The organism is Streptomyces sp. NPDC049879 (genome assembly GCF_044461265.1).
Taxonomy (GTDB): Bacteria; Actinomycetota; Actinomycetes; order Streptomycetales; family Streptomycetaceae; genus Streptomyces.
In genome coordinates, this window is sequence record NZ_JBITKT010000003.1 from 360,007 (window position 1) to 379,733 (window position 19,727).

At 74.4% G+C, this 19,727-nt stretch carries 18 protein-coding genes; 2 read left to right on the forward strand and 16 right to left on the reverse strand.

Annotated features, from left to right (window positions below; all coding sequences use genetic code 11):
* Positions 1 to 34 precede the first annotated feature (34 nt).
* Positions 35 to 967, reverse strand: coding sequence for a methionyl-tRNA formyltransferase (fmt, locus tag ACIBPC_RS12555; protein WP_362958730.1), 933 nt, complete (start codon positions 965 to 967; stop codon positions 35 to 37).
* A 278-nt stretch (positions 968 to 1,245) separates the two neighbouring features.
* Between fmt and ACIBPC_RS12560 the strand changes: the two genes are divergently transcribed.
* Positions 1,246 to 1,752: a hypothetical protein gene (locus ACIBPC_RS12560; RefSeq protein WP_362958727.1), complete on the forward strand. Its 507-nt coding sequence runs from the start codon at positions 1,246 to 1,248 to the stop codon at positions 1,750 to 1,752.
* A gap of 66 nt (positions 1,753 to 1,818) precedes the next feature.
* On the opposite strand, the gene ACIBPC_RS12565 is transcribed toward ACIBPC_RS12560, so the two are convergent.
* From ACIBPC_RS12565 to pyrR, 15 genes are all read right to left on the reverse strand, one after another.
* The gene (locus tag ACIBPC_RS12565; RefSeq protein ID WP_398843564.1) at positions 1,819 to 2,169 is read right to left on the reverse strand and encodes a hypothetical protein; all 351 of its coding nucleotides are present in this window, start codon (positions 2,167 to 2,169) and stop codon (positions 1,819 to 1,821) included.
* Between the two features lie 24 nt (positions 2,170 to 2,193).
* Positions 2,194 to 4,320 (reverse strand): primosomal protein N', encoded by a 2,127-nt coding sequence (locus ACIBPC_RS12570; protein WP_398843566.1) that lies wholly within the window; start codon positions 4,318 to 4,320, stop codon positions 2,194 to 2,196.
* Positions 4,321 to 4,393: 73 nt separating this feature from the next.
* Positions 4,394 to 5,602 carry a methionine adenosyltransferase gene (gene metK, locus ACIBPC_RS12575; protein WP_362958721.1) on the reverse strand — a complete coding sequence of 403 codons (1,209 nt, stop codon included), beginning with the start codon at positions 5,600 to 5,602 and terminating at the stop codon, positions 4,394 to 4,396.
* Positions 5,603 to 5,832: 230 nt separating this feature from the next.
* On the reverse strand, positions 5,833 to 7,056 hold the full coding sequence (coaBC, locus tag ACIBPC_RS12580; protein ID WP_362958719.1) for a bifunctional phosphopantothenoylcysteine decarboxylase/phosphopantothenate--cysteine ligase CoaBC: 1,224 nt from the start codon (positions 7,054 to 7,056) through the stop codon (positions 5,833 to 5,835).
* A gap of 138 nt (positions 7,057 to 7,194) precedes the next feature.
* Complete coding sequence (gene rpoZ, locus ACIBPC_RS12585; RefSeq protein WP_052850834.1) at positions 7,195 to 7,467, reverse strand: DNA-directed RNA polymerase subunit omega; 273 nt, start codon at positions 7,465 to 7,467, stop codon at positions 7,195 to 7,197.
* 24 nt (positions 7,468 to 7,491) lie between these two features.
* Positions 7,492 to 8,043 carry a guanylate kinase gene (gene gmk / locus ACIBPC_RS12590; protein WP_398843570.1) on the reverse strand — a complete coding sequence of 184 codons (552 nt, stop codon included), beginning with the start codon at positions 8,041 to 8,043 and terminating at the stop codon, positions 7,492 to 7,494.
* 38 nt (positions 8,044 to 8,081) lie between these two features.
* On the reverse strand, positions 8,082 to 8,405 hold the full coding sequence (locus ACIBPC_RS12595; RefSeq protein ID WP_362958712.1) for an integration host factor: 324 nt from the start codon (positions 8,403 to 8,405) through the stop codon (positions 8,082 to 8,084).
* 247 nt (positions 8,406 to 8,652) lie between these two features.
* The gene (gene pyrF, locus ACIBPC_RS12600) at positions 8,653 to 9,513 is read right to left on the reverse strand and encodes an orotidine-5'-phosphate decarboxylase (RefSeq protein WP_398843573.1); all 861 of its coding nucleotides are present in this window, start codon (positions 9,511 to 9,513) and stop codon (positions 8,653 to 8,655) included.
* A complete protein-coding gene (locus tag ACIBPC_RS12605) occupies positions 9,510 to 10,628 on the reverse strand; it encodes a quinone-dependent dihydroorotate dehydrogenase (RefSeq protein WP_398843576.1) in 1,119 nt (372 codons plus the stop codon). The genes pyrF and ACIBPC_RS12605 overlap by 4 nt, the downstream gene beginning before the upstream one ends.
* A 5-nt stretch (positions 10,629 to 10,633) precedes the next feature.
* Positions 10,634 to 13,969: a carbamoyl-phosphate synthase large subunit gene (gene carB / locus ACIBPC_RS12610; protein WP_398843578.1), complete on the reverse strand. Its 3,336-nt coding sequence runs from the start codon at positions 13,967 to 13,969 to the stop codon at positions 10,634 to 10,636.
* Positions 13,962 to 15,095, reverse strand: a complete 1,134-nt coding sequence (gene carA, locus ACIBPC_RS12615) for a glutamine-hydrolyzing carbamoyl-phosphate synthase small subunit (RefSeq protein WP_362958701.1) — start codon at positions 15,093 to 15,095, stop codon at positions 13,962 to 13,964. The genes carB and carA overlap by 8 nt, the downstream gene beginning before the upstream one ends.
* Positions 15,092 to 15,730, reverse strand: coding sequence for a hypothetical protein (locus ACIBPC_RS12620; protein WP_398843581.1), 639 nt, complete (start codon positions 15,728 to 15,730; stop codon positions 15,092 to 15,094). The genes carA and ACIBPC_RS12620 overlap by 4 nt, the downstream gene beginning before the upstream one ends.
* The gene (locus tag ACIBPC_RS12625) at positions 15,727 to 17,034 is read right to left on the reverse strand and encodes a dihydroorotase (protein ID WP_398843582.1); all 1,308 of its coding nucleotides are present in this window, start codon (positions 17,032 to 17,034) and stop codon (positions 15,727 to 15,729) included. Before ACIBPC_RS12625 ends, ACIBPC_RS12620 begins: the two co-directional genes overlap by 4 nt.
* The gene (locus ACIBPC_RS12630; RefSeq protein WP_398843583.1) at positions 17,031 to 18,020 is read right to left on the reverse strand and encodes an aspartate carbamoyltransferase catalytic subunit; all 990 of its coding nucleotides are present in this window, start codon (positions 18,018 to 18,020) and stop codon (positions 17,031 to 17,033) included. Before ACIBPC_RS12630 ends, ACIBPC_RS12625 begins: the two co-directional genes overlap by 4 nt.
* A gap of 111 nt (positions 18,021 to 18,131) precedes the next feature.
* Entirely contained in the window at positions 18,132 to 18,740 is a 609-nt protein-coding gene (pyrR, locus tag ACIBPC_RS12635) for a bifunctional pyr operon transcriptional regulator/uracil phosphoribosyltransferase PyrR (protein ID WP_362958690.1), read from the reverse strand.
* A gap of 193 nt (positions 18,741 to 18,933) precedes the next feature.
* Between pyrR and bldD the strand changes: the two genes are divergently transcribed.
* Positions 18,934 to 19,434 (forward strand): transcriptional regulator BldD, encoded by a 501-nt coding sequence (bldD, locus tag ACIBPC_RS12640; protein WP_052850825.1) that lies wholly within the window; start codon positions 18,934 to 18,936, stop codon positions 19,432 to 19,434.
* The last annotated feature ends 293 nt before the right edge of the window (positions 19,435 to 19,727 follow it).

A 19,727-nucleotide genomic window follows, 5' to 3' on the forward strand; every position in this document is an offset into this window, starting at 1 on the left:
GGGGCGGTGCGGGCGGTGGGGGGCCTTGCCGGGGTCAGCCGCCGAGGCGTTCGCCGGGCTCGACGCGGACGCCGCGCGCCCAGTCGGCGGCGCGCATCGGCTTCTTGCCCTGGGGCTGCACCCACTCCAGCTCGACGGCGTGCGAGCCGGTGCCGACGTGGACGTGCTGTTTGCCCGCCTCGATCTCGCCTGGCGCCCCGCCCGCCCGGTCGGGAGCGGGGGTCACCTGCCGCAGCTTGAGCCGTTCGCCGCGGAACGTCGTCCACGCGCCGGGGGCGGGCGTGCAGGCGCGCACCCGGCGGTGGACCGCGAGGGCGGGCGCCGACCAGTCCACGGCGGCGTCGTCGACCGTGAGCTTGGGCGCCAGGGTGACGCCCTCGGTGGGCTGCGGCACGGCCTGGAGGGTGCCGTCCTCGATGCCGTCCATGGTCGCGGCGAGCAGTCCCGCGCCCGCGAGCGCCAGGCGGGTGAGCAGGTCGCCGCTGGTGTCCTGGGGGCGGATCTCCTCGGTGAGGACGCCGAAGACCGGACCAGAGTCGAGCCCCTCCTCGATGAGGAACGTGCTGGCGCCGGTCACCTCGTCACCGGCCATGACGGCGTGCTGCACGGGGGCGGCGCCGCGCCAGGCGGGGAGCAGCGAGAAGTGCAGGTTGACCCAGCCGTGCCGGGGGATGCCGAGGGCCGGCTTGGGCAGCAGCGCGCCGTACGCGACGACCGGGCAGCAGTCGGGCGCGATGGCGCGCAGCCGCTCCTGGAAGTCGGGGTCGCGGGGGCGCTGCGGGCGCAGGATCTCGATCCCGGCCTCGGCGGCGCGCTCGGCGACCGGGCTGGCGACCAGGCGGCGGCCGCGGCCCGCCGGTGCGTCCGGACGGGTGACGACGGCGGCGACCTCGTGGCGGTCCGACGCGAGCAGGGCGTCCAGGGCGGGGACGGCGACCTCGGGGGTACCGGCGAAGACGAGCCTCATCGGGATGTGCGACCTCTCGTACAGCGGAAACGGCCTGCGGGCACGGGACTTTCCTGGTGGCGGCCGAACGGCCGGCGGACCAGTCTATGTCCGTTCCCCGGCGCGCCTCCCGGCCGTCCGGGCGGGGGACGCGCACGCGGCGCGGACCTCACGGGGTTGACGAAGCGCGCCCTTTGCGTGACTCCTGCACGCATGGCGCGTTGGTCAAAGGAGATTGACCGAGACGGGCCCGGTCAGGCCCGTTCCTTCCCCTAGACACCGGTTCGAGAGGCTTGTTCATGGCCGACAACGCCACCCCCGACGCTCAGGCACGGGCCAGTCTGCACCTGCTGGTGCGGGACATCGAGCGGGTGCGCCGACAGGTTGACGCGCTGCGTACGCTCACCGCACAGCTGGGCAATGTCTACCGCCCCCGCCGCACCGGCCCGTCCGCCGGGTTCGTCGTCTACGGCCGCGCCCCGGCCCCGACGGTCCGGCTCGCGCAGGAACTCCGCGACAGCGTGGAGGCCCTGGTCACGGCCGCGGTGGACTTCGACCGTTCGCTCGGGTTCTCCTGGGACGCCGTGGGCTCGGCGCTCGGGGTGACCAAACAGGCGGTGCACCGCCGCTACGGCGCGCGTCGCGCCCCCGCGCAGGGGCAGGTGCAGGGCCCCGCGCGCGAGGGCGGGCGGACCGAGCAGCTGTCGCCCGGTGTGCCGCAGGCGCGCCCGGTGGCCGGACGGCCGGGCCAGCCGGTGAGCGGCGACAGCAGGGCCGGGGTCTTCCCCGGCCAGCGCAACGCCTGACCCGTACCCCGGAGGTGCCGGGAGCAGCCTGCCGCGCGGGTCGTGCGCGACCCGCGCGGCGGTGCGTCAGAGCCAGCGCCGCGCCGCCTCGACGCTGTCGCCGCCGCTCGTGTTGAACGCGATGGCGGCCCGGGGCGCGTGGCGGCGGACGAGGTTGACGATCAGCTCGAAGAGCGGCAGCAGCTGCTCCGCCTTGCGGATGCCGCCGCCGATCACCACCACGTCCCAGGGCCGCTCGGTCAGCGAGGCGACGACGGCGGGCTCGGCCGCCTCGTCGTACACCACCAGCGCCATGGCCGCTTCGATGCCGTGCGTCGCGAAGCGCGCCAGTTCCGCGTCGAGGGCCGCGCGCAGCGCCGCCCCGTCCACACCGGGTACCGCCTGCGGGTCGTAGCCGATGACGAGTGCGGAAGGCATCCGGCCATCGTAGGCGGGCTCGTGTCAGCCGATGTCGCGCGGGTCGATCACCACGCGCGCCACGGCGGCGTCGCGCCTGGCCAGCCGGGCGGCACGGGCCGCCTTCAGCGCCGCGGCCAGCGCCCCTCCCCCGCCGGGCGGCACGCGGACCAGCGCCCGTTCCCACCGCTCCCCCGGCGGCGGGTCGCCGGTGCGGCGCGGGCGGCCCGGCGGGACGACGGGCAGCGGCACCGGCCCCAGCACCTCGGCGTCCGGCGGCAGCCCGGTCGCCGCGAGCAGGCCCGCGACCGCGTCCGGCGTCCCGCTGACCGCCGCCATCCGGGAGACCGGCGGGAAGCCGAGGGCCGCGCGGTCGGCCAGCTCGCGCAGCGCGAACCCGGCCGGGTCCCAGCGCACCAGCGCCTGCACCGGCCGCAGCACCGGCTCGCCGAGGACGACGACCGTCCCGCCCTCCGCGCGCGGCCGTACGAGCGCGGCGGCGTTCAGCCACAGCCGCAGCGCCTCCTCCCCCGCCCGCAGGTCCTGCCTGCCGAGCAGCGCCCAGCCGTCGAGCAGGAGCGCCGCCGTGTAGCCGGGCCCCTCGGGGACGGGCTCGGCGCCCGGTGTGCTGACGACCAGCGCGGGCCGGTCGGGGACGGTGTCGAGCACGTGGTCGCGGCCCGAGGTGCGCACGGGCACGGCGGGGAACGCCCGGCCCAGCTCCTCGGCGGTGCGCCGCGCGCCGATGACGACCGCGCGCAGCCGTACGCCGCCGCACTCGGCGCAGTGCCAGTCCGGCACCGGGGTGCCGCACCAGGCGCAGCCCAGCGCCTCGGCGGCCCCGCCCGAGGCGAGCGGTCCGTGGCAGCGGTCGCAGCGGGCGGGCGTACGGCAGCGGTCGCACGCGAGCCGGGGCGCGTACCCCCGGCGCGGCACCTGCACGAGCACCGGGCCGTCGGCGAGCCCGTCGCGCAGCGCCTGCCACGCCAGGCTGGGCAGGCGCGCCGTACGGGCCGCCGGGTCGCGTGCCTCGTCGCCGTCGCCGACCGTGCGGACCAGCGGCGCGACGGCCCGCACCGTCTCCCGCGCGGCGGCCAGCGGCCCGGCCCAGCCGGACTCGACGAGCTGGGCGGCCTCGGCGGTGTGCGCGTGGCCGCCGAGGAGGAGCCCGGCGCCCTCCTGCGCGGCGCGGAGCTTCAGGACCTCCCTGGCGTGCGGCTGCGGCGCGTTGATGTCGTGGTGCGCGGCGTCCCCGTCGTCCCAGAGGGCGACGAGGCCGAGGTCCGCGACGGGCGCGAACATCGCCGCGCGCGTGCCGACGACGCAGCGTACGGCGCCCCGGCGGACGGCGAGCCAGCGCCGGTAGCGCGCCTCGGGGCCCGCGTCGGCGGTGAGCAGGACGTGGTGGCCGGGGCCGGTGAGGGCGGTGAGGGCGGCGTCGGCGCGGGCGGCGGCGCGGCCGTCGGGGAGGACGGCGAGGGCGCCGCGCCCGGCGGCGAGCGCCGTCGCGAGGACGCGCGCCAGCTCGTCGGGCCAGTGCGGTCCCGGCAGGGCGGTCCAGACGGCGCGGGGGGCGCCGCCCGTCGCGAGCGAGGCGAGGTATCCGGCGGCGCGGGGGTAACGGGTCCACGTCCCGGGCTCAGGGGCCGGGGGCGGCGCCGGGGCGGGCGGGGAGGCGGCGCGCTCCGCCCTGGCCATGCGCGGGGGGACGGCGAGCTGCACCACGTCGGCGAGCGACCCCGCGTACCGGTCGGCGACCGCGCGGCACAGCCGCAGCAGACCGGGGCCGAGGACCGGTTCGGTGGAGAGCACCTGCGCGAGGGGGGCGAGGACGCCGGGGAAGTCGCTGCTCTCGCGGCGCTCGACGATGAAGCCGTTGATCAGCCGCCCGCCCTCGCGGCGGCCGTCGCGCTGCCCGGCGCCGAAGCGGACCCGGACGCGGACGCCCGGCTGCGCGTCGGCGTCCATGGCGGCCGGGACGGTGTAGTCGAAGAGGTGGTCGAGGTGCACCAGGCCCTTGTCCACGAGGACCCGGGCGACCGGCAGCCGCTCGGCCGGAGCGGCGCCGCGCCAGGTGCGGGGCCTGGCCTTCGGCTCCCCGCCGCGGCGGCCCGCCGCCCTGACGAGGGCGAGCTGTTCACCGCCCGGGGGGGCGCCGGCTTCCTGACTCACGGCGTCCAGTACAGCAGATGGGTCGGACAGGCCCCCCGCCCCGCGTCCCGGGGCCGGGGGGCCGTCGGCGTCGTCAGAGCCCGGTGACGGCCCGCAGGGCGTCCACGCGGTCGGTGCGCTCCCAGGTGAAGTCCGGCAGCTCGCGGCCGAAGTGGCCGTACGCGGCGGTCTGGGCGTAGATCGGGCGCAGCAGGTCGAGGTCGCGGATGATCGCGGCGGGCCGCAGGTCGAAGACCTCGGTGATGGCCTGCTCGATCTTCTCCACCGGGACGGTCGCCGTGCCGAAGGTCTCCACGAACAGGCCGACCGGCTCGGCCTTGCCGATCGCGTAGGCGACCTGCACCTCGCAGCGGGAGGCGAGCCCGGCGGCCACCACGTTCTTCGCCACCCAGCGCATCGCGTAGGCGGCGGACCGGTCCACCTTCGACGGGTCCTTGCCGGAGAACGCGCCGCCGCCGTGGCGGGCCATGCCGCCGTACGTGTCGATGATGATCTTGCGGCCGGTGAGGCCCGCGTCGCCCATCGGGCCGCCGATCTCGAAGCGGCCGGTGGGGTTCACCAGCAGGCGGTAGCCCTCGGTGTCGAGCTTGATGCCGTCGCCGATCAGGGCCTTCAGCTCGGGCTCGACCACGAACTCCTGGATGTCGGGCGCCAGGAGGGAGTCGAGGTCGATGTCCGAGGCGTGCTGGCTGGAGACGACCACGGTGTCGAGGCGGACGGCCTTGTCGCCGTCGTACTCGATGGTGACCTGCGTCTTGCCGTCGGGGCGCAGGTAGGGGATGGTCCCGTTCTTGCGGACCTCGGAGAGGCGGTGCGACAGCCGGTGCGCCAGCCGGATCGGCAGCGGCATCAGCTCGGGGGTCTCGTCGCAGGCGTAGCCGAACATCAGGCCCTGGTCGCCCGCGCCCTGCCGGTCCAGCTCGTCCTCGTCGCCCTCGACCCGGGACTCGTAGGCCGTGTCCACACCCTGCGCGATGTCCGGCGACTGCGAGCCGATGGACACCGAGACGCCGCAGGAGGCGCCGTCGAAGCCCTTCTTCGACGAGTCGTAGCCGATCTCCAGGATGCGGCCGCGCACCAGCGTCGCGATGTCCGCGTACGCCTGGGTGGTGACCTCACCCGCCACGTGCACCAGGCCCGTGGTGATCATCGTCTCGACGGCGACGCGCGAGGTGGGGTCCTCGCGGAGCAGGGCGTCGAGGATGGTGTCGCTGATCTGGTCGGCGATCTTGTCGGGGTGACCCTCGGTCACGGATTCCGAGGTGAACAGACGGCGGGACACATCGCTCCCTGGGTTGCAGCGGCTGCTGACTGGAATGGCTGACGACCGCCCGTGGCGAGCGCCCGGTCGGCGTCAGTCTAACCGGCGGGTGTCCGGCGTGACCCGAAGGCTCGACCGGCACCGTGCGGTGTCCGTACAGTATCCGTCGCGGTGCGCTCACCGGAAGGGAACGACCGCGGTTCGAGACAGCCGGTCCGGTGGGCGGGCACGCGGGGGACGGACGGGCGGGGTCAGCGGGCCGTGCCAGCGGGCGGGAGAAGGCGCACGACGGCGTCCCACACGCGGTCGGCCAGCTCCTCCTTGGGCCCGTGGGGCACCGGGGTCTCGGTGCCGCCCGCCTCGACGATCACGGCCTCGTTCTCCTCGGTGCCGAAGGCGAGGCCGTCGCCGACGCGGTTGACGACCAGCAGGTCGCAGCCCTTGCGGGCGAGCTTGGCCCGTCCGTTGGCCAGGACGTCCTCGGTCTCGGCGGCGAACCCGGCGACCACCTGGCCCGCCGGGCGGCCGGCGGCGAGCCCCGCGAGGATGTCCGGATTGCGTACCAGGGCGAGGGGCTCGGGATCGACGCCGTCGCGCTTCTTGATCTTCTGCCCGGCCCGGACGGCGGGCCGGAAATCGGCCACCGCGGCGGCCATCACGACGGCGTCGGCGTCGGCCGCCGCCTCCCGGACCGCCTTCTCCAGCTCGGCCGCGCTGCCGACCGGGACGACCCGGGCGCCCGCGGGGTCGGGCAGGGCGGTGTTCGCGGCGACCAGGGTGACGCGGGCGCCGCGCGCGACGGCGGTGCGGGCGAGCGCGTAGCCCTGCTTGCCGGAGGAGCGGTTGCCGAGGTAGCGCACCGGATCGAGGGGCTCGCGGGTGCCGCCCGCGCTGATCACGACGTGCCGTCCGGCCAGGTCGGCGGGCACCGGCGCGGTGCCGCGCGCCAGCACGCGGCGGCAGACGGCGAAGATCGCCTCCGGGTCCGGGAGGCGGCCCTTGCCGGTGTCGGCGCCGGTGAGGCGGCCCTCGGCCGGCTCGATGACGACGGCGCCGCGCGCGCGGAGGGTCGCGACGTTCTCGCGGGTCGCGGGGTGCTCCCACATCTCGGTGTGCATCGCGGGTGCGAAGACGACCGGGCAGCGCGCGGTGAGCAGCACATTGGTCAGCAGGTCGTCGGCGCGGCCGGTGGCGGCGCGGGAGAGCACGTCCGCGGTGGCCGGGGCGACGACGACGAGGTCCGCGGCCTTGCCGATGCGGACGTGCGGCACCTCGTGCACGTCGTCCCACACCTCGGTGGCCACCGGGGCGCCGGACAGCGCCGACCAGGTGGGGGCGCCGACGAACCGCAGAGCGGCCGCCGTGGGCACGACCCGGACGGCGTGCCCCGACTCGGTGAACCGCCGCAGCAGCTCGCACGCCTTGTACGCCGCGATCCCGCCGCCCACTCCGAGGACGACGCTGGGCTGATCCATCTCCGGCACCTTCACTGCTCGCTGCGGTACACGACACGACGGGCACGCGCCGTGGCACGGCATGCCTGGGGCCCGGCGGCACACAGGGCCGCCGGGCCCGGGACGAACTGCTTGGGGCGGGCACGCCCCGGTGCCACCTCAGTCGGTGGCGCCTTCGACGGCCTCGGAGGTGAGCAGACCCGCGTTGATCTCGCGCAGCGCGATGGACAGCGGCTTCTCGTGCACGTGCGTGTCCACGAGCGGCCCGACGTACTCCAGCAGCCCTTCACCGAGCTGGGAGTAGTAGGCGTTGATCTGCCGCGCGCGCTTGGCCGCGTAGATCACCAGGCTGTACTTCGAGTCGGTGGCCTCAAGCAGCTCGTCGATCGGCGGGTTGATGATGCCCTCGGGCGTGGTCATGGAGGAGGACACGCGTCGCCTTTCCCTGGTTGTGGCCTAACGAATCAAGGCTAGCAGCTCGGCCGCGACCGCCTCGACCGAGGTGTTCACGAGTGTGACGTCGAACTCGGTCTCGGCGGCCAGCTCGGTGCGGGCGACTGCGAGCCGCCGTTCGATCACCTCGGGGGGCTCGGTGCCGCGGCCGGTGAGGCGGCGGACCAGCTCGTCCCAGCTGGGCGGGGCGAGGAAGACGAGGCGCGCGTCCGGCATCGAGGCGCGGACCTGCCGCGCGCCCTGGAGGTCGATCTCCAGGAGCACCGGCTCGCCGCGCTCCAGCCGTTCGAGCACGGCGCGGCGGGGCGTGCCGTAGCGGTTGCCCGCGAACTCCGCCCATTCGAGGAGTTCGCCGTTGGCGACCAGCTTGTCGAACTCCCCGTCGTCCACGAAGTAGTACTGGACGCCGTGCCGTTCCCCGGGCCGTGGCCTGCGGGTGGTGGCCGAGACGGACAGCCACAGCTCGGGGTGGGCCTTGCGCAGATGGGCGACGACCGTGCTCTTGCCGACCCCGGAGGGGCCGGAGAGCACGGTCAGCCGCGGACGATCGGTCATACGGTGATTATCCCGGTTCCCGGCGGAGCGGGAAAACCTCAGGCGGCACCGGTGCCGAACTCGCGCTCCAGCGCGGCGATCTGGTTGGAGCCGAGACCGCGGACCCGGCGGCTCTCGGAGATGCCGAGCCGCTCCATGATCTGCCGCGCGCGGACCTTGCCGACGCCAGGCATCGACTCCAGGAGGGCGCTGACCTTCATCTTGCCGATGACATCGTTCTCCTGGCCCTGCTTGATGACCTCGTGCAGCGAGGCACCGGAGTGCTTGAGCCGATTCTTGACCTCGGCGCGCTCCCGGCGAGCCGCGGCGGCCTTCTCAAGCGCGGCTGCGCGCTGTTCAGGGGTAAGGGGCGGAAGAGCCACGCCTACGTCACCTCGGTTGTCGAACTGTCGGATACGGAACAAGGAACGGTGAGGAACCTAACGGCACCGCACCGGCGGGGCAACGAACAACGCGCTCGGCAGCCCCGCTCTCGGTGGAGACTAGCGGGGCTCACGGCGTTTAGTCAGCGGTAATCGACAAAAAGTCCTGGTCAGCTGTGAGGTCTTGGCGACATTTCCGACATATGCGCACGACCGTGCGACCCTTCCGCCCCCGCCGCGCGTCCCGCTACGCCCCCGCGCCCGTGAACTGCGCGATCTCCCCGGCCTCCCTGGCGGCCGCGTCCCGCAGCGCGGCGACGCCTGGACCGTGCCGCAGCACGCCCCGGCTGACGCTCGGCAGGACGTCGCCCACCGCGTCGCCGAAGACGCGCGGCAGGTCGGCGGCGGTCGCGCCCTGGGCGCCGATGCCGGGGGCGAGGAGCGGCCCGTTGATCGCCAGGCCGCCGGGTCCACCGCCCGGCCCGGCGGCGAGTGTCGCGCCGACGACGGCGCCGTACGAGCCGAGCGGCACGGCGCCCGCGTTCTCCGCGCGCAGCCGGTCGAGGACGTGGCGGCCGAGCGGTGTCCCGTCGGCGGTGACGGCCGACTGGACCTCGGGGCCCTCCGGGTTGGACGTCAGCGCGAGCACGAAGACGCCGGAGCCCGTCGCGGCGGCCAGGTCGAGCGCGGGGCGCAGGGCGCCGAAGCCGAGGTACGGGCTGAGGGTGACCGCGTCGGAGCGCAGGGGCGCGCCGGGGCCGAGGAACGCGGCGGCGTACGCGGCCATCGTCGAGCCGATGTCGCCGCGCTTGGCGTCCATCAGGACGAGCGCCCCGGCGTCGCGCGCGTCGGCGACCGCGCGCTCCAGCACGGCGATGCCGCGGGAGCCGAAGCGTTCGAAGAAGGCGCTCTGCGGCTTCAGGACGGCGACCCGGTCGGCCAGCGCCTCCACGACGGTGTGCGTGAAGCGTTCGAGACCGGCCACGTCGTCGCCGAGCCCCCAGTCGGCCAGGAGCGCGGCGTGCGGGTCGATGCCGACGCACAGCGGGCCGCGCGTGTCCATGGCGCGGCGCAGCCGGGCGCCGAAGGGTTCGGGCGCGGTGGTCATGCGGCGGCCCTCCGGGCGTCGGCGCCGACGGCGTCGGCGAGTGTGGCGTACGGGCTCGCGGCCAGGTGCCGGGCGAGCCCCTCGTTGATCGCGCGGGCCCATCCCGGACCGGCGTAGATGAAGCCGCTGTAGCCCTGGACGAGGGTGGCGCCGGCCAGGACGCGCGCCCAGGCGTCGTCCGCGTTCTCGACACCGCCGACGCCGACAAGGGTCACGCGCCCGCCGACGCGCGCGTACAGGCGCGCGAGGACGGCGAGGGAGCGTTCCTTCAGCGGGGCGCCCGAGATGCCTCCCGCGCCGAGTGCGGCGACGGCGTCCGCGGGGCTGCGCAGGCCGTCGCGGGAGACGGTGGTGTTGGTGGCGATGATGCCGTCGAGGCCCAGGTCGAGGGCGAGGTCCGCGACGGCGTCGATGTCCTCGTCGGCCAGGTCGGGGGCGATCTTGACCAGCAGCGGGACCCGGCGGTCCGGCACGGAGCGGTCGGCGGCCTCGCGGACGGCGGTCAGCAGGGGCCGCAGGCGGCTCGCGGCCTGGAGGTCGCGCAGCCCGGGGGTGTTGGGCGACGAGACGTTGACCACGAGGTAGTCGGCGTGGCGGGCGAGCCGCTCGGTCGAGGTGACGTAGTCGGCCACCGCGGCGTCGTCGGCGACCACCTTGGTCCTGCCGATGTTGACGCCCACGGCGGGGCCGCCGCGCGGCCTGCCGCGGCGGGCCAGCCGCGCGGCGACGGCGGCGGACCCGTCGTTGTTGAACCCCATGCGGTTGAGCAGCGCGCGGTCGCCGACGAGGCGGAACAGGCGCTTGCGCGGGTTGCCCGCCTGCGGCTGCCCGGTGACCGTGCCGACCTCGACGTGGTCGAAGCCGAGCATGCCGAGGCCGTCGACGCCGACCGCGTTCTTGTCGAACCCGGCGGCCAGGCCGAAGGGTCCCGGCAGGTCGAGCCCGAGGGCGGTGATCCGCAGCTCCGGGTGCGGCGGCGCGTACGCGGCGCGTACGGCCGACCGCAGCCCGGGGACGCGGGCGGCGGCCCTGATGAGGGCGAACGCGGCCCGGTGCGCCTGCTCGGCGTCGATCCGGCGCAGGACGGTGCGATAGAGGGCGTCGTAGGGTGCCACGCCGCTCACCGTTCGCGCGCGGCGGTCAGGTCGCGCGCGTGGTCCTGGAGCGAGCGGACGCCGATGTCGCCGCGCAGCAGCGCGTCGATGCCCTGCACGGCCGCCGCCAGCGCCTGGACGGTGGTGAGGATCGGCACGCCGCGCGCGACGGCGGCGGTGCGGATGTCGTAACCGTCGAGCCGTCCGCCGGTGCCGTAGGGGGTGTTGACGATCAGGTCGACCTGGCCGTCGTGGATGAGCTGGACGATGGTCGGCTGCCCCTCGGGGCCCGGGCCGTCGCTCTGCTTGCGGACGACGGTGGCGTGGATGCCGTTGCGCCGCAGGACCTCGGCGGTGCCCGAGGTGGCGAGCAGCTCGAAGCCGTGCTCCGCGAGGGCGCGCGCCGGGAAGATCATGGCGCGCTTGTCGCGGTTGGCGACCGAGACGAACGCCCGGCCCTTCGTGGGCAGCACGCCGTAGACGGCGGTCTGCGACTTGGCGTAGGCCGTGCCGAAGACGGTGTCGATGCCCATGACCTCACCGGTCGAGCGCATCTCCGGGCCGAGGACGGTGTCGACGCCGCGCCCGTGGATGTCGCGGAAGCGCGACCACGGCATCACGGCCTCCTTGACGGAGATCGGCGCGTCCAGCGGCAGGCTGCCGCCGTCGCCCTCGGCGGGCAGCAGGCCCTCGGCGCGCAGCTGCGCGACGGTGGCGCCCAGCGAGATGCGGGCCGCGGCCTTGGCGAGCGGCACGGCGGTGGCCTTGGAGGTGAACGGGACGGTGCGGGAGGCGCGCGGGTTGGCCTCCAGGACGTAGAGGATGTCCCCGGCCAGCGCGAACTGGATGTTGATCAGGCCGCGGACGCCGACGCCGCGGGCGATCGCCTCGGTGGAGGCGCGCAGGCGCTTGATGTCGTGCGCGCCGAGCGTCATCGGCGGGAGGGCGCAGGCGGAGTCGCCTGAGTGGATGCCGGCCTCCTCGATGTGCTCCATGACGCCGCCGAGGAACAGTTCCTCGCCGTCGTAGAGCGCGTCCACGTCGATCTCGATCGCGTCGTCGAGGAAGCGGTCGACCAGCACCGGGTGTTCGGCGATCAGTCCGGCGTGCTCGCGCAGGTACGCGGCGAGGGCGGGCTCGTCGTACACGATCTGCATGCCGCGTCCGCCCAGGACGTAGCTGGGGCGGACCATGACCGGGTAGCCGATCCCGGCGGCGGTGGCGGCGGCCTCCTCGAAGGAGAACGCGGTGCCGTACTTGGGGGCGGGCAGCCCGGCCTCCTCCAGCACGCGGCCGAACGCGCCGCGGTCCTCGGCCAGGTGGATCGCCTCGGGCGAGGTGCCGGCGATCGGTACGCCGTTGTCCTTCAGCGCCTGCGCGAGGCCGAGCGGCGTCTGGCCGCCGAGCTGCACGAGGACGCCCGCGACGGGACCGGCGAGGGTCTCGGCGTGGACGATCTCCAGGACGTCCTCCAGGGTGAGCGGCTCGAAGTACAGCCGGTCGGAGGTGTCGTAGTCGGTGGAGACGGTCTCCGGGTTGCAGTTGACCATCACGGTGTCGTAGCCGGCGTCGCTGAGCGCGAAGCAGGCGTGGACGCAGGAGTAGTCGAACTCGATGCCCTGCCCGATGCGGTTGGGGCCGGAGCCGAGGATCAGCACGGCGGGCCGCTCCCGCGGGGTGACCTCGGTCTCCTCGTCGTAGGAGGAGTAGAGGTACGGGGTGCGGGCGGCGAACTCGGCGGCGCACGTGTCGACCGTCTTGTAGACCGGCCGGATGCCGAGGGCGTGCCGCACCTGGCGGACGACCTCCTCGCGCAGGCCGCGGATGCCCGCGATCTGGGCGTCGGAGAAGCCGTGGCGCTTGGCGGTGCGCAGCAGCTCGGGGCCGAGCTGGTCGGCGTCGGCGATCTCGCGGGCGATCTCGTGGATCAGGAAGAGCTGGTCCACGAACCACGGGTCGATGCGGGTGGCCTCGAAGACCTCGTCGGGCGAGGCACCGGCGCCGATGGCGCGCATGACGGTGTTCAGCCGCCCGTCGGTGGGGACGGCGGCGAGGCGCAGCAGGGCGTCCTTGTCGGCCGTCTCCCCGGCGGCGGCGCCTGGCGCGAGGGCGGAGAAGTCGAAGGCGGCGTCCTTCTTCTCCAGGGAGCGCAGCGCCTTGTTGAGGGCCTCGGTGAAGTTGCGGCCGATGGCCATGGCCTCGCCGACGGACTTCATGGTCGTGGTCAGCGAGGAGTCGGCCGCCGGGAACTTCTCGAAGGCGAACCGCGGCACCTTGACGACCACGTAGTCGAGCGTCGGCTCGAAGGAGGCGGGCGTCTTCTCGGTGATGTCGTTCGGGATCTCGTCCAGCGTGTAGCCGATGGCCAGGCGGGCGGCGATCTTGGCGATCGGGAAGCCGGTGGCCTTGGAGGCGAGCGCGGAGGAGCGGGAGACGCGCGGGTTCATCTCGATGACGACGATCCGGCCGTCGTCGGGGTTGACGGCGAACTGGATGTTGCAGCCGCCGGTGTCCACGCCGACCTCGCGGATGACGGCGATGCCGATGTCCCGCAGGATCTGGTACTCGCGGTCGGTGAGCGTCATCGCGGGCGCGACCGTGATGGAGTCGCCGGTGTGGACGCCCATCGGGTCGAGGTTCTCGATGGAGCAGACGACGACCACGTTGTCGTTCCGGTCGCGCATCAGCTCCAGCTCGTACTCCTTCCAGCCCAGGATGGACTCCTCCAGGAGCACCTCGGTCGTCGGGGACAGGGCGAGGCCCTGCCCGGCGATGCGGCGCAGCTCGTCCTCGTCGTGCGCGAAGCCGGACCCGGCGCCGCCCATGGTGAACGAGGGGCGGACGACGACCGGGTAGCCGCCCAGCGTCTCCACGCCCGCCAGGATGTCGTCCATCGAGTGGCAGATGACGGAACGGGCCGACTCGCCGTGGCCGAGGAGGCCGCGTACGACCTCCACGACGCCCTTGAACGCCTCGCGGTCCTCGCCCTTCTGGATGGCGTCGACGCTGGCGCCGATCAGCTCCACGCCGTACCGCTCCAGCGTCCCCGCCTCGTGCAGGGCGATGGCGGCGTTCAGCGCGGTCTGGCCGCCGAGGGTGGGCAGCAGCGCGTCGGGGCGCTCCTTGGCGATGATCTTCTCGACGAACTCCGGGGTGATCGGCTCGACGTAGGTCGCGTCGGCGATCTCCGGGTCGGTCATGATCGTGGCCGGGTTGGAGTTGACGAGGACGACGCGCAGCCCCTCGGCCTTGAGCACGCGGCAGGCCTGCGTGCCCGAGTAGTCGAACTCGGCCGCCTGCCCGATCACGATCGGACCGGAGCCGATCACCAGTACGGACTTGATATCCGAACGCCTAGGCACGCCGGTCCTCCATCAGGGAAACAAAACGGTCGAACAGGTAGGCCGCGTCGTGCGGCCCGGCCGCGGCCTCGGGGTGGTACTGGACGCTGAACGCGGGCCGGTCGAGCAGCCGCAGCCCCTCGACGACGTCGTCGTTCAGGCAGACGTGCGAGACCTCCGCGCGGCCGAACGGCGTCTCGGACGGGCCGTCGAGCGGCGCGTCCACGGCGAAGCCGTGGTTGTGCGCGGTGACCTCGACCTTGCCGGTCGCCAGGTCCTTCACCGGCTGGTTGATGCCGCGGTGGCCGTACTTGAGCTTGAACGTGCCGAAGCCGAGGGCGCGGCCGAGCACCTGGTTGCCGAAGCAGATGCCGAACAGCGGCGTCTCGCGCTCCAGCACGCCGCGCATCAGCGCGACGGGGTGGTCGGCGGTCGCCGGGTCGCCGGGACCGTTGGAGAAGAACACCCCGTCGGGCGAGGACGCGTAGATCTCGTCCAGCGTCGCGGTGGCGGGCACGACGGTCACCTCGATGCCGCGTTCCGCCATGCGGTGCGGCGTCATGCCCTTGATGCCGAGGTCCACGGCGGTCACGGCCAGCCGCTTGGCGCCGAGGGCGGGGACGGTGTACGGCTCGGTGACGGCGACCTCGGCGGCCAGGTCGGCGCCGGTCATGGGCGGCGCGGACCGTACGCGGGCGAGGAGTTCGTCCTCCCCGGCGCCCAGCGCGGGCCCGGAGAAGATCCCGGCGCGCATCGCGCCGCGCTCGCGCAGGTGCCGGGTGAGGGCGCGGGTGTCCACGCCGCCGATGCCGACGACGCCCTGGGCGGCCAGCTCCTCGTCGAGCGTGCGGACCGAGCGCCAGTTGGAGGGCCTGCGGGCGGGGTCGCGGACGACGTACCCGGCGACCCAGATGCGGCGCGACTCGGGGTCCTCGTCGTTGACGCCGGTGTTGCCGATGTGCGGGGCCGTCATCACGACGATCTGGCGGTGGTACGAGGGGTCGGTCAGCGTCTCCTGGTAGCCGGTCATGCCGGTGGAGAAGACGGCTTCGCCGAAGGTCTCCCCCACAGCGCCGTACGCCTGGCCGCGGAAAGTGCGGCCGTCCTCCAGGACGAGCAGCGCGGGGGTCGGACTGGCTGTGGTCATCGTGCGCCTTCTTCGCTGTGGTGCGTGCTCGGGGTGGTGGATGGGCCGGGCGGGGCGGCGGCTCCGGCGCCCTCGGGGAGGTAGGTGCCGAGCGCCTCGACCCAGGCGGGGTGCTCGGCGGCGGTGTCCGAGCGGAAGCCGGAGTCGAGCAGCCGGTCGCCGTGCTCCCAGGTCAGCACGAGCAGGCCGCCCTCGGTGAGGACCTTGCCCGCGATGCCCTTGTCGAGGCGGGCGCCGCGCAGGCGTGCCGCCGGGATGAGGAAGTCGCCCGCGCCGGTGCCGCGCACGGTGACGCCCGCGTCCGTCAGGTCGAGCGTGACGCGGCTGCGGGCGCCGAGGCCGCGGGCCACGATCCGGTCGAGCCAGCGGCCCGCGGCGGTCGAGCCGTGGTAGCGGCCGGTCAGCGTCAGCCGGGGCGTGCCGCCCGCGCCGGGCTCCGGAGCCTGCGGCAGCTCCGGCAGGTCGGCCTGGAGCGCGGCGCGCCACTTCCAGCCCTGCCGCATGAGCCAGTAGACCAGGGCGATCAGGAGCACGATGCCGACGACCCAGGCGATGCGCGGGCCCCAGTCCGTGACCTCCTGCGACCTGCGGGTCTCCTCGGCCAGCGGGACGAGCAGCGTGGTGGGCGCGTTCATGCGAGCTTTCCGTCCCGGACGGTGGCCCGCCCGCGCAGGAACGTGTGGACCACCCTGCCCGGCAGCTCACGGCCGCGGTACGGGGTGTTGCGGCTGCGGGAGGCGAAGGCGGCGGGGTCCACGACGGCGCGGTGGCCGGGGTCGACCAGCGTCAGGTTCGCGGGCTCGCCCGCGGCGACCGGCCTGCCCTGGCCCGTCAGCCGTCCGATGGCGGCGGGGCGGTGGGACATCCGGTCGGCGACCCCGGCCCAGTCGAGCAGCCCGGTGTCCACCATCGTGTGCTGGACGACGGACAGCGCGGTCTCCAGGCCGATCATGCCCATGGCCGCCGCGCCCCACTCGCAGTCCTTGTCCTCGTGCGGGTGCGGGGCGTGGTCGGTGGCCACGCAGTCGATGGTGCCGTCCGCGAGCGCGGCGCGCAGGGCGAGGACGTCCTCCTCGGTGCGCAGCGGCGGGTTGACCTTGTAGACGGGGTCGTACGAACGGACCAGCTCGTCGGTCAGCAGCAGGTGGTGGGGCGTCACCTCGGCGGTGACCGGCCAGCCCTTCCCCTTGGCCCAGCGCACCAGTTCGACGGAACCGGCCGTGCTGAGGTGGCAGATGTGCAGGCGGGAGCCGACGTGGGCCGCGAGCAGGATGTCGCGGGCGATGATCGACTCCTCGGCGACGGCGGGCCAGCCGCCGAGGCCGAGGTCGGCGGAGACGGTGCCCTCGTTCATCTGCGCGCCCTCGGTGAGCCGGGGCTCCTGGGCGTGCTGGGCGATGACGCCGCCGAACGCCTTCACGTACTCCAGCGCGCGCCGCATGATCACCGCGTCGTCCACGCACTTGCCGTCGTCGGAGAAGACGGTGACGCCCGCCGCCGAGTCGTGCATGGCGCCCAGCTCGGCGAGCTGCTTGCCGCCGAGGCCGACGGTGACGGCGCCGACGGGCTGGACGTCGCAGTAGCCGGAGGCGCCGCCGAGGCGCCAGACCTGCTCGACGACCCCGGCGGTGTCGGCGACGGGGAAGGTGTTCGCCATCGCGTGCACGGCGGTGTAGCCGCCCGCGGCGGCGGCGCGGGTGCCGGTGAGGACCGTCTCGGAGTCCTCGCGGCCCGGCTCGCGCAGGTGGGTGTGCAGGTCGACGAGGCCGGGCAGCAGCACGAGGCCCGTGGCGTCGACGACCTCGGCGCCGTCCGCGGCGAGGTCCTCGCCGACTGCGGCGACGGTGCCGCCGTCGATCAGGACGTCGGCGGGCGCCCCGCCCAGGAGGCGGGCGCCGCGGATCAGGGTCCGGTTCCGGTCGGTCGTGTCAGCGCTCATGCCAGGGTGCTCTCCTCGGTGCGGGTGGTGCTCACGGCCGGCTCCGCGCCGCCGAGCAGCAGGTACAGGACGGCCATCCGGACGCTGACGCCGCCGGAGACCTGCTCGACGGCGGTGCAGCGTGGCGAGTCGGCGACCTCGGCGGTGATCTCCATGCCGCGGTTCATGGGGCCCGGGTGCATCACGATGGCGTGCTCGGGCATGCGCGCCATGCGGTCGCCGTCGAGCCCGTACCGGCGGGCGTACTCGCGCTCGGTCGGGAAGTAGGCGGCGTTCATGCGCTCGCGCTGGACGCGGAGCATCATCACGGCGTCGGAGTCCGGCAGGACGGCGTCGAGGTCGTAGGAGACCTCGCAGGGCCAGGCGCCCGCGCCGACCGGCAGCAGCGTCGGCGGCGCGACGACGGTGACCTGCGCGCCGAGCGTCGTGAGCAGGTGGATGTTGGAGCGGGCCACGCGGCTGTGGAGGATGTCGCCGACGATGGTGACCCGCCGCCCGGTCAGGTCCTTGCCCATGCCGCCGGCGGGTCCGGCGACGAGGCGGCGGCGGATGGCGAACGCGTCGAGGAGCGCCTGCGTGGGGTGCTCGTGCGTGCCGTCCCCCGCGTTGACGACGCAGCCGCCGATCCAGTTCGAGGTGGCGAGCCGGTGCGGGGCGCCCGAGTCCTGGTGCCGGATCACGACCGCGTCGGCGCCCATCGCCTCCAGCGTCAGGGCGGTGTCCTTCAGCGACTCGCCCTTGGAGACCGAGGACCCCTTGGCCGAGAAGTTGATGACGTCGGCGGAAAGACGTTTCGCCGCCGCCTCGAACGAGATCCGGGTGCGGGTCGAGTCCTCGAAGAACAGGTTGACGACCGTCCGGCCGCGCAGGGTGGGCAGCTTCTTGATCGGCCGGTCGGCGACGCGGGCGAGTTCCTCGGCGGTGTCCAGGACGAGGACGGCGTCGTCGCGCGTGAGATCGGCGGCCGAGATGAGGTGACGCTTCATCAGGTGCCTTCCGTGGGGCCGGGCGGTGCCTGGCCGTGGTCCGGTGGGTCCGGAACGGGTGGGATGCGGCGTGCTGGCATGGCGGGGCTAACGGCCTGTGCGGGACACGGTCTAGCGCCCGTCGGCGTCCTGGGCCTGCCCGCGCACGCCGAGGAGCACGCCGTCGCGGCCGTCCTCCTCGGTGAGCAGGACCCGGACGGTCTCACGCTGCGACGTGGGGATGTTCTTGCCGACGTAGTCGGCCCTGATCGGCAGCTCGCGGTGGCCCCGGTCGACGAGCACGGCGAGCTGGACGGCGCGGGGCCTGCCGATGTCGTTCAGCGCGTCGAGCGCGGCCCTGATGGTGCGGCCGGAGAAGAGCACGTCGTCGAGGAGGATCACCAGGCGGCCGTCGATGCCGTCGCCCGGGATCTCGGTCCTGGCGAGCGCCCGGGTGGGCCGCATCCGCAGGTCGTCCCGGTACATCGTGATGTCCAGGGAGCCGACGGGGACCGGGTGGCCGGTGATCTCGCGCAGCCGGGCGGCGAGCCGCCGGGCGAGGAAGACCCCTCGGGTCGGGATGCCGAGGAGCACCACGTCGTCGGCGCCCTTGGCGCGTTCGACGATCTCGTGGGCGATGCGGGTCAGGGCTCGCGCGATGTCCGGCGCCTCCAGCACGGGGCGGGGGGCGGACGGATCGGCGGCGCCGGAGGGGCCGGGCGTACCGGTGGGACTGTCCATGTGCAGGACCTCCTTCCCCGCCTCACGGGACGGGTGTTAAAGGACGTCGTTCGATCGTCGTCGAGCGTATCAGGCCGTTCGGCACGCTCCGCATCGCCCCAGGTCAGAGGCGACTCTGCGGTCCCGGCTTGACGGGATAAATTACGCTGCGTAACCTCACAGTGAGTTACCAAAAAGCCGTCCGGGGAGATACATGTCCAGCGAATACGCCAAACAGCTCGGAGCGAAGCTCCGTGCCATCCGCACCCAGCAGGGTCTGTCGCTCCATGGGGTCGAGGAGAAGTCGCAGGGCCGCTGGAAGGCGGTCGTGGTCGGTTCCTACGAGCGCGGCGACCGTGCCGTCACCGTGCAGCGCCTCGCGGAGCTGGCGGACTTCTACGGGGTGCCCGTCCAGGAACTGCTGCCCGGCTCGACGCCGGGCGGCGCCGCCGAGCCGCCGCCGAAACTGGTGCTCGACCTGGAGCGGCTCGCCACCGTGCCCAGCGAGAAGGCGGGCCCGCTGCAGCGCTACACCGCGACCATCCAGAGCCAGCGGGGCGACTACAACGGCAAGGTCCTCTCGATCCGCCAGGACGACCTGCGGACCCTTGCCGTGATCTACGACCAGTCGCCCTCTGTGCTGACCGAGCAGCTCATCAGCTGGGGCGTGCTGGGCGCGGACGCGCGCCGCGCGGTCCAGGCCGACGAGAGCTGACCGGCCGCCCAGCGGCACACCGGGTGGCGGGAGGCGCCGGACGGCGCTCCCCGCCACCCGGGGACCGGCGGTGCCGGGAGCGGCCGCTCCCTGCACCGTTGGCCCGAGCATGACCCGGTCCGCGGCGGTCACGGCCACCGGCCGGGGTGCCCGCCGCGGAGCGGGCCGTATGGCAGTACGGGGCCCCACCGCGCGGTGGGGCCCCGTACTGCCATACGGCCCGGTGAGGTCGTCCTGTGCTCGTCCCGTGCCCCTGGGGCCCGTGTGGAGGGCTCCTCGGCGGCTCCGGCGAC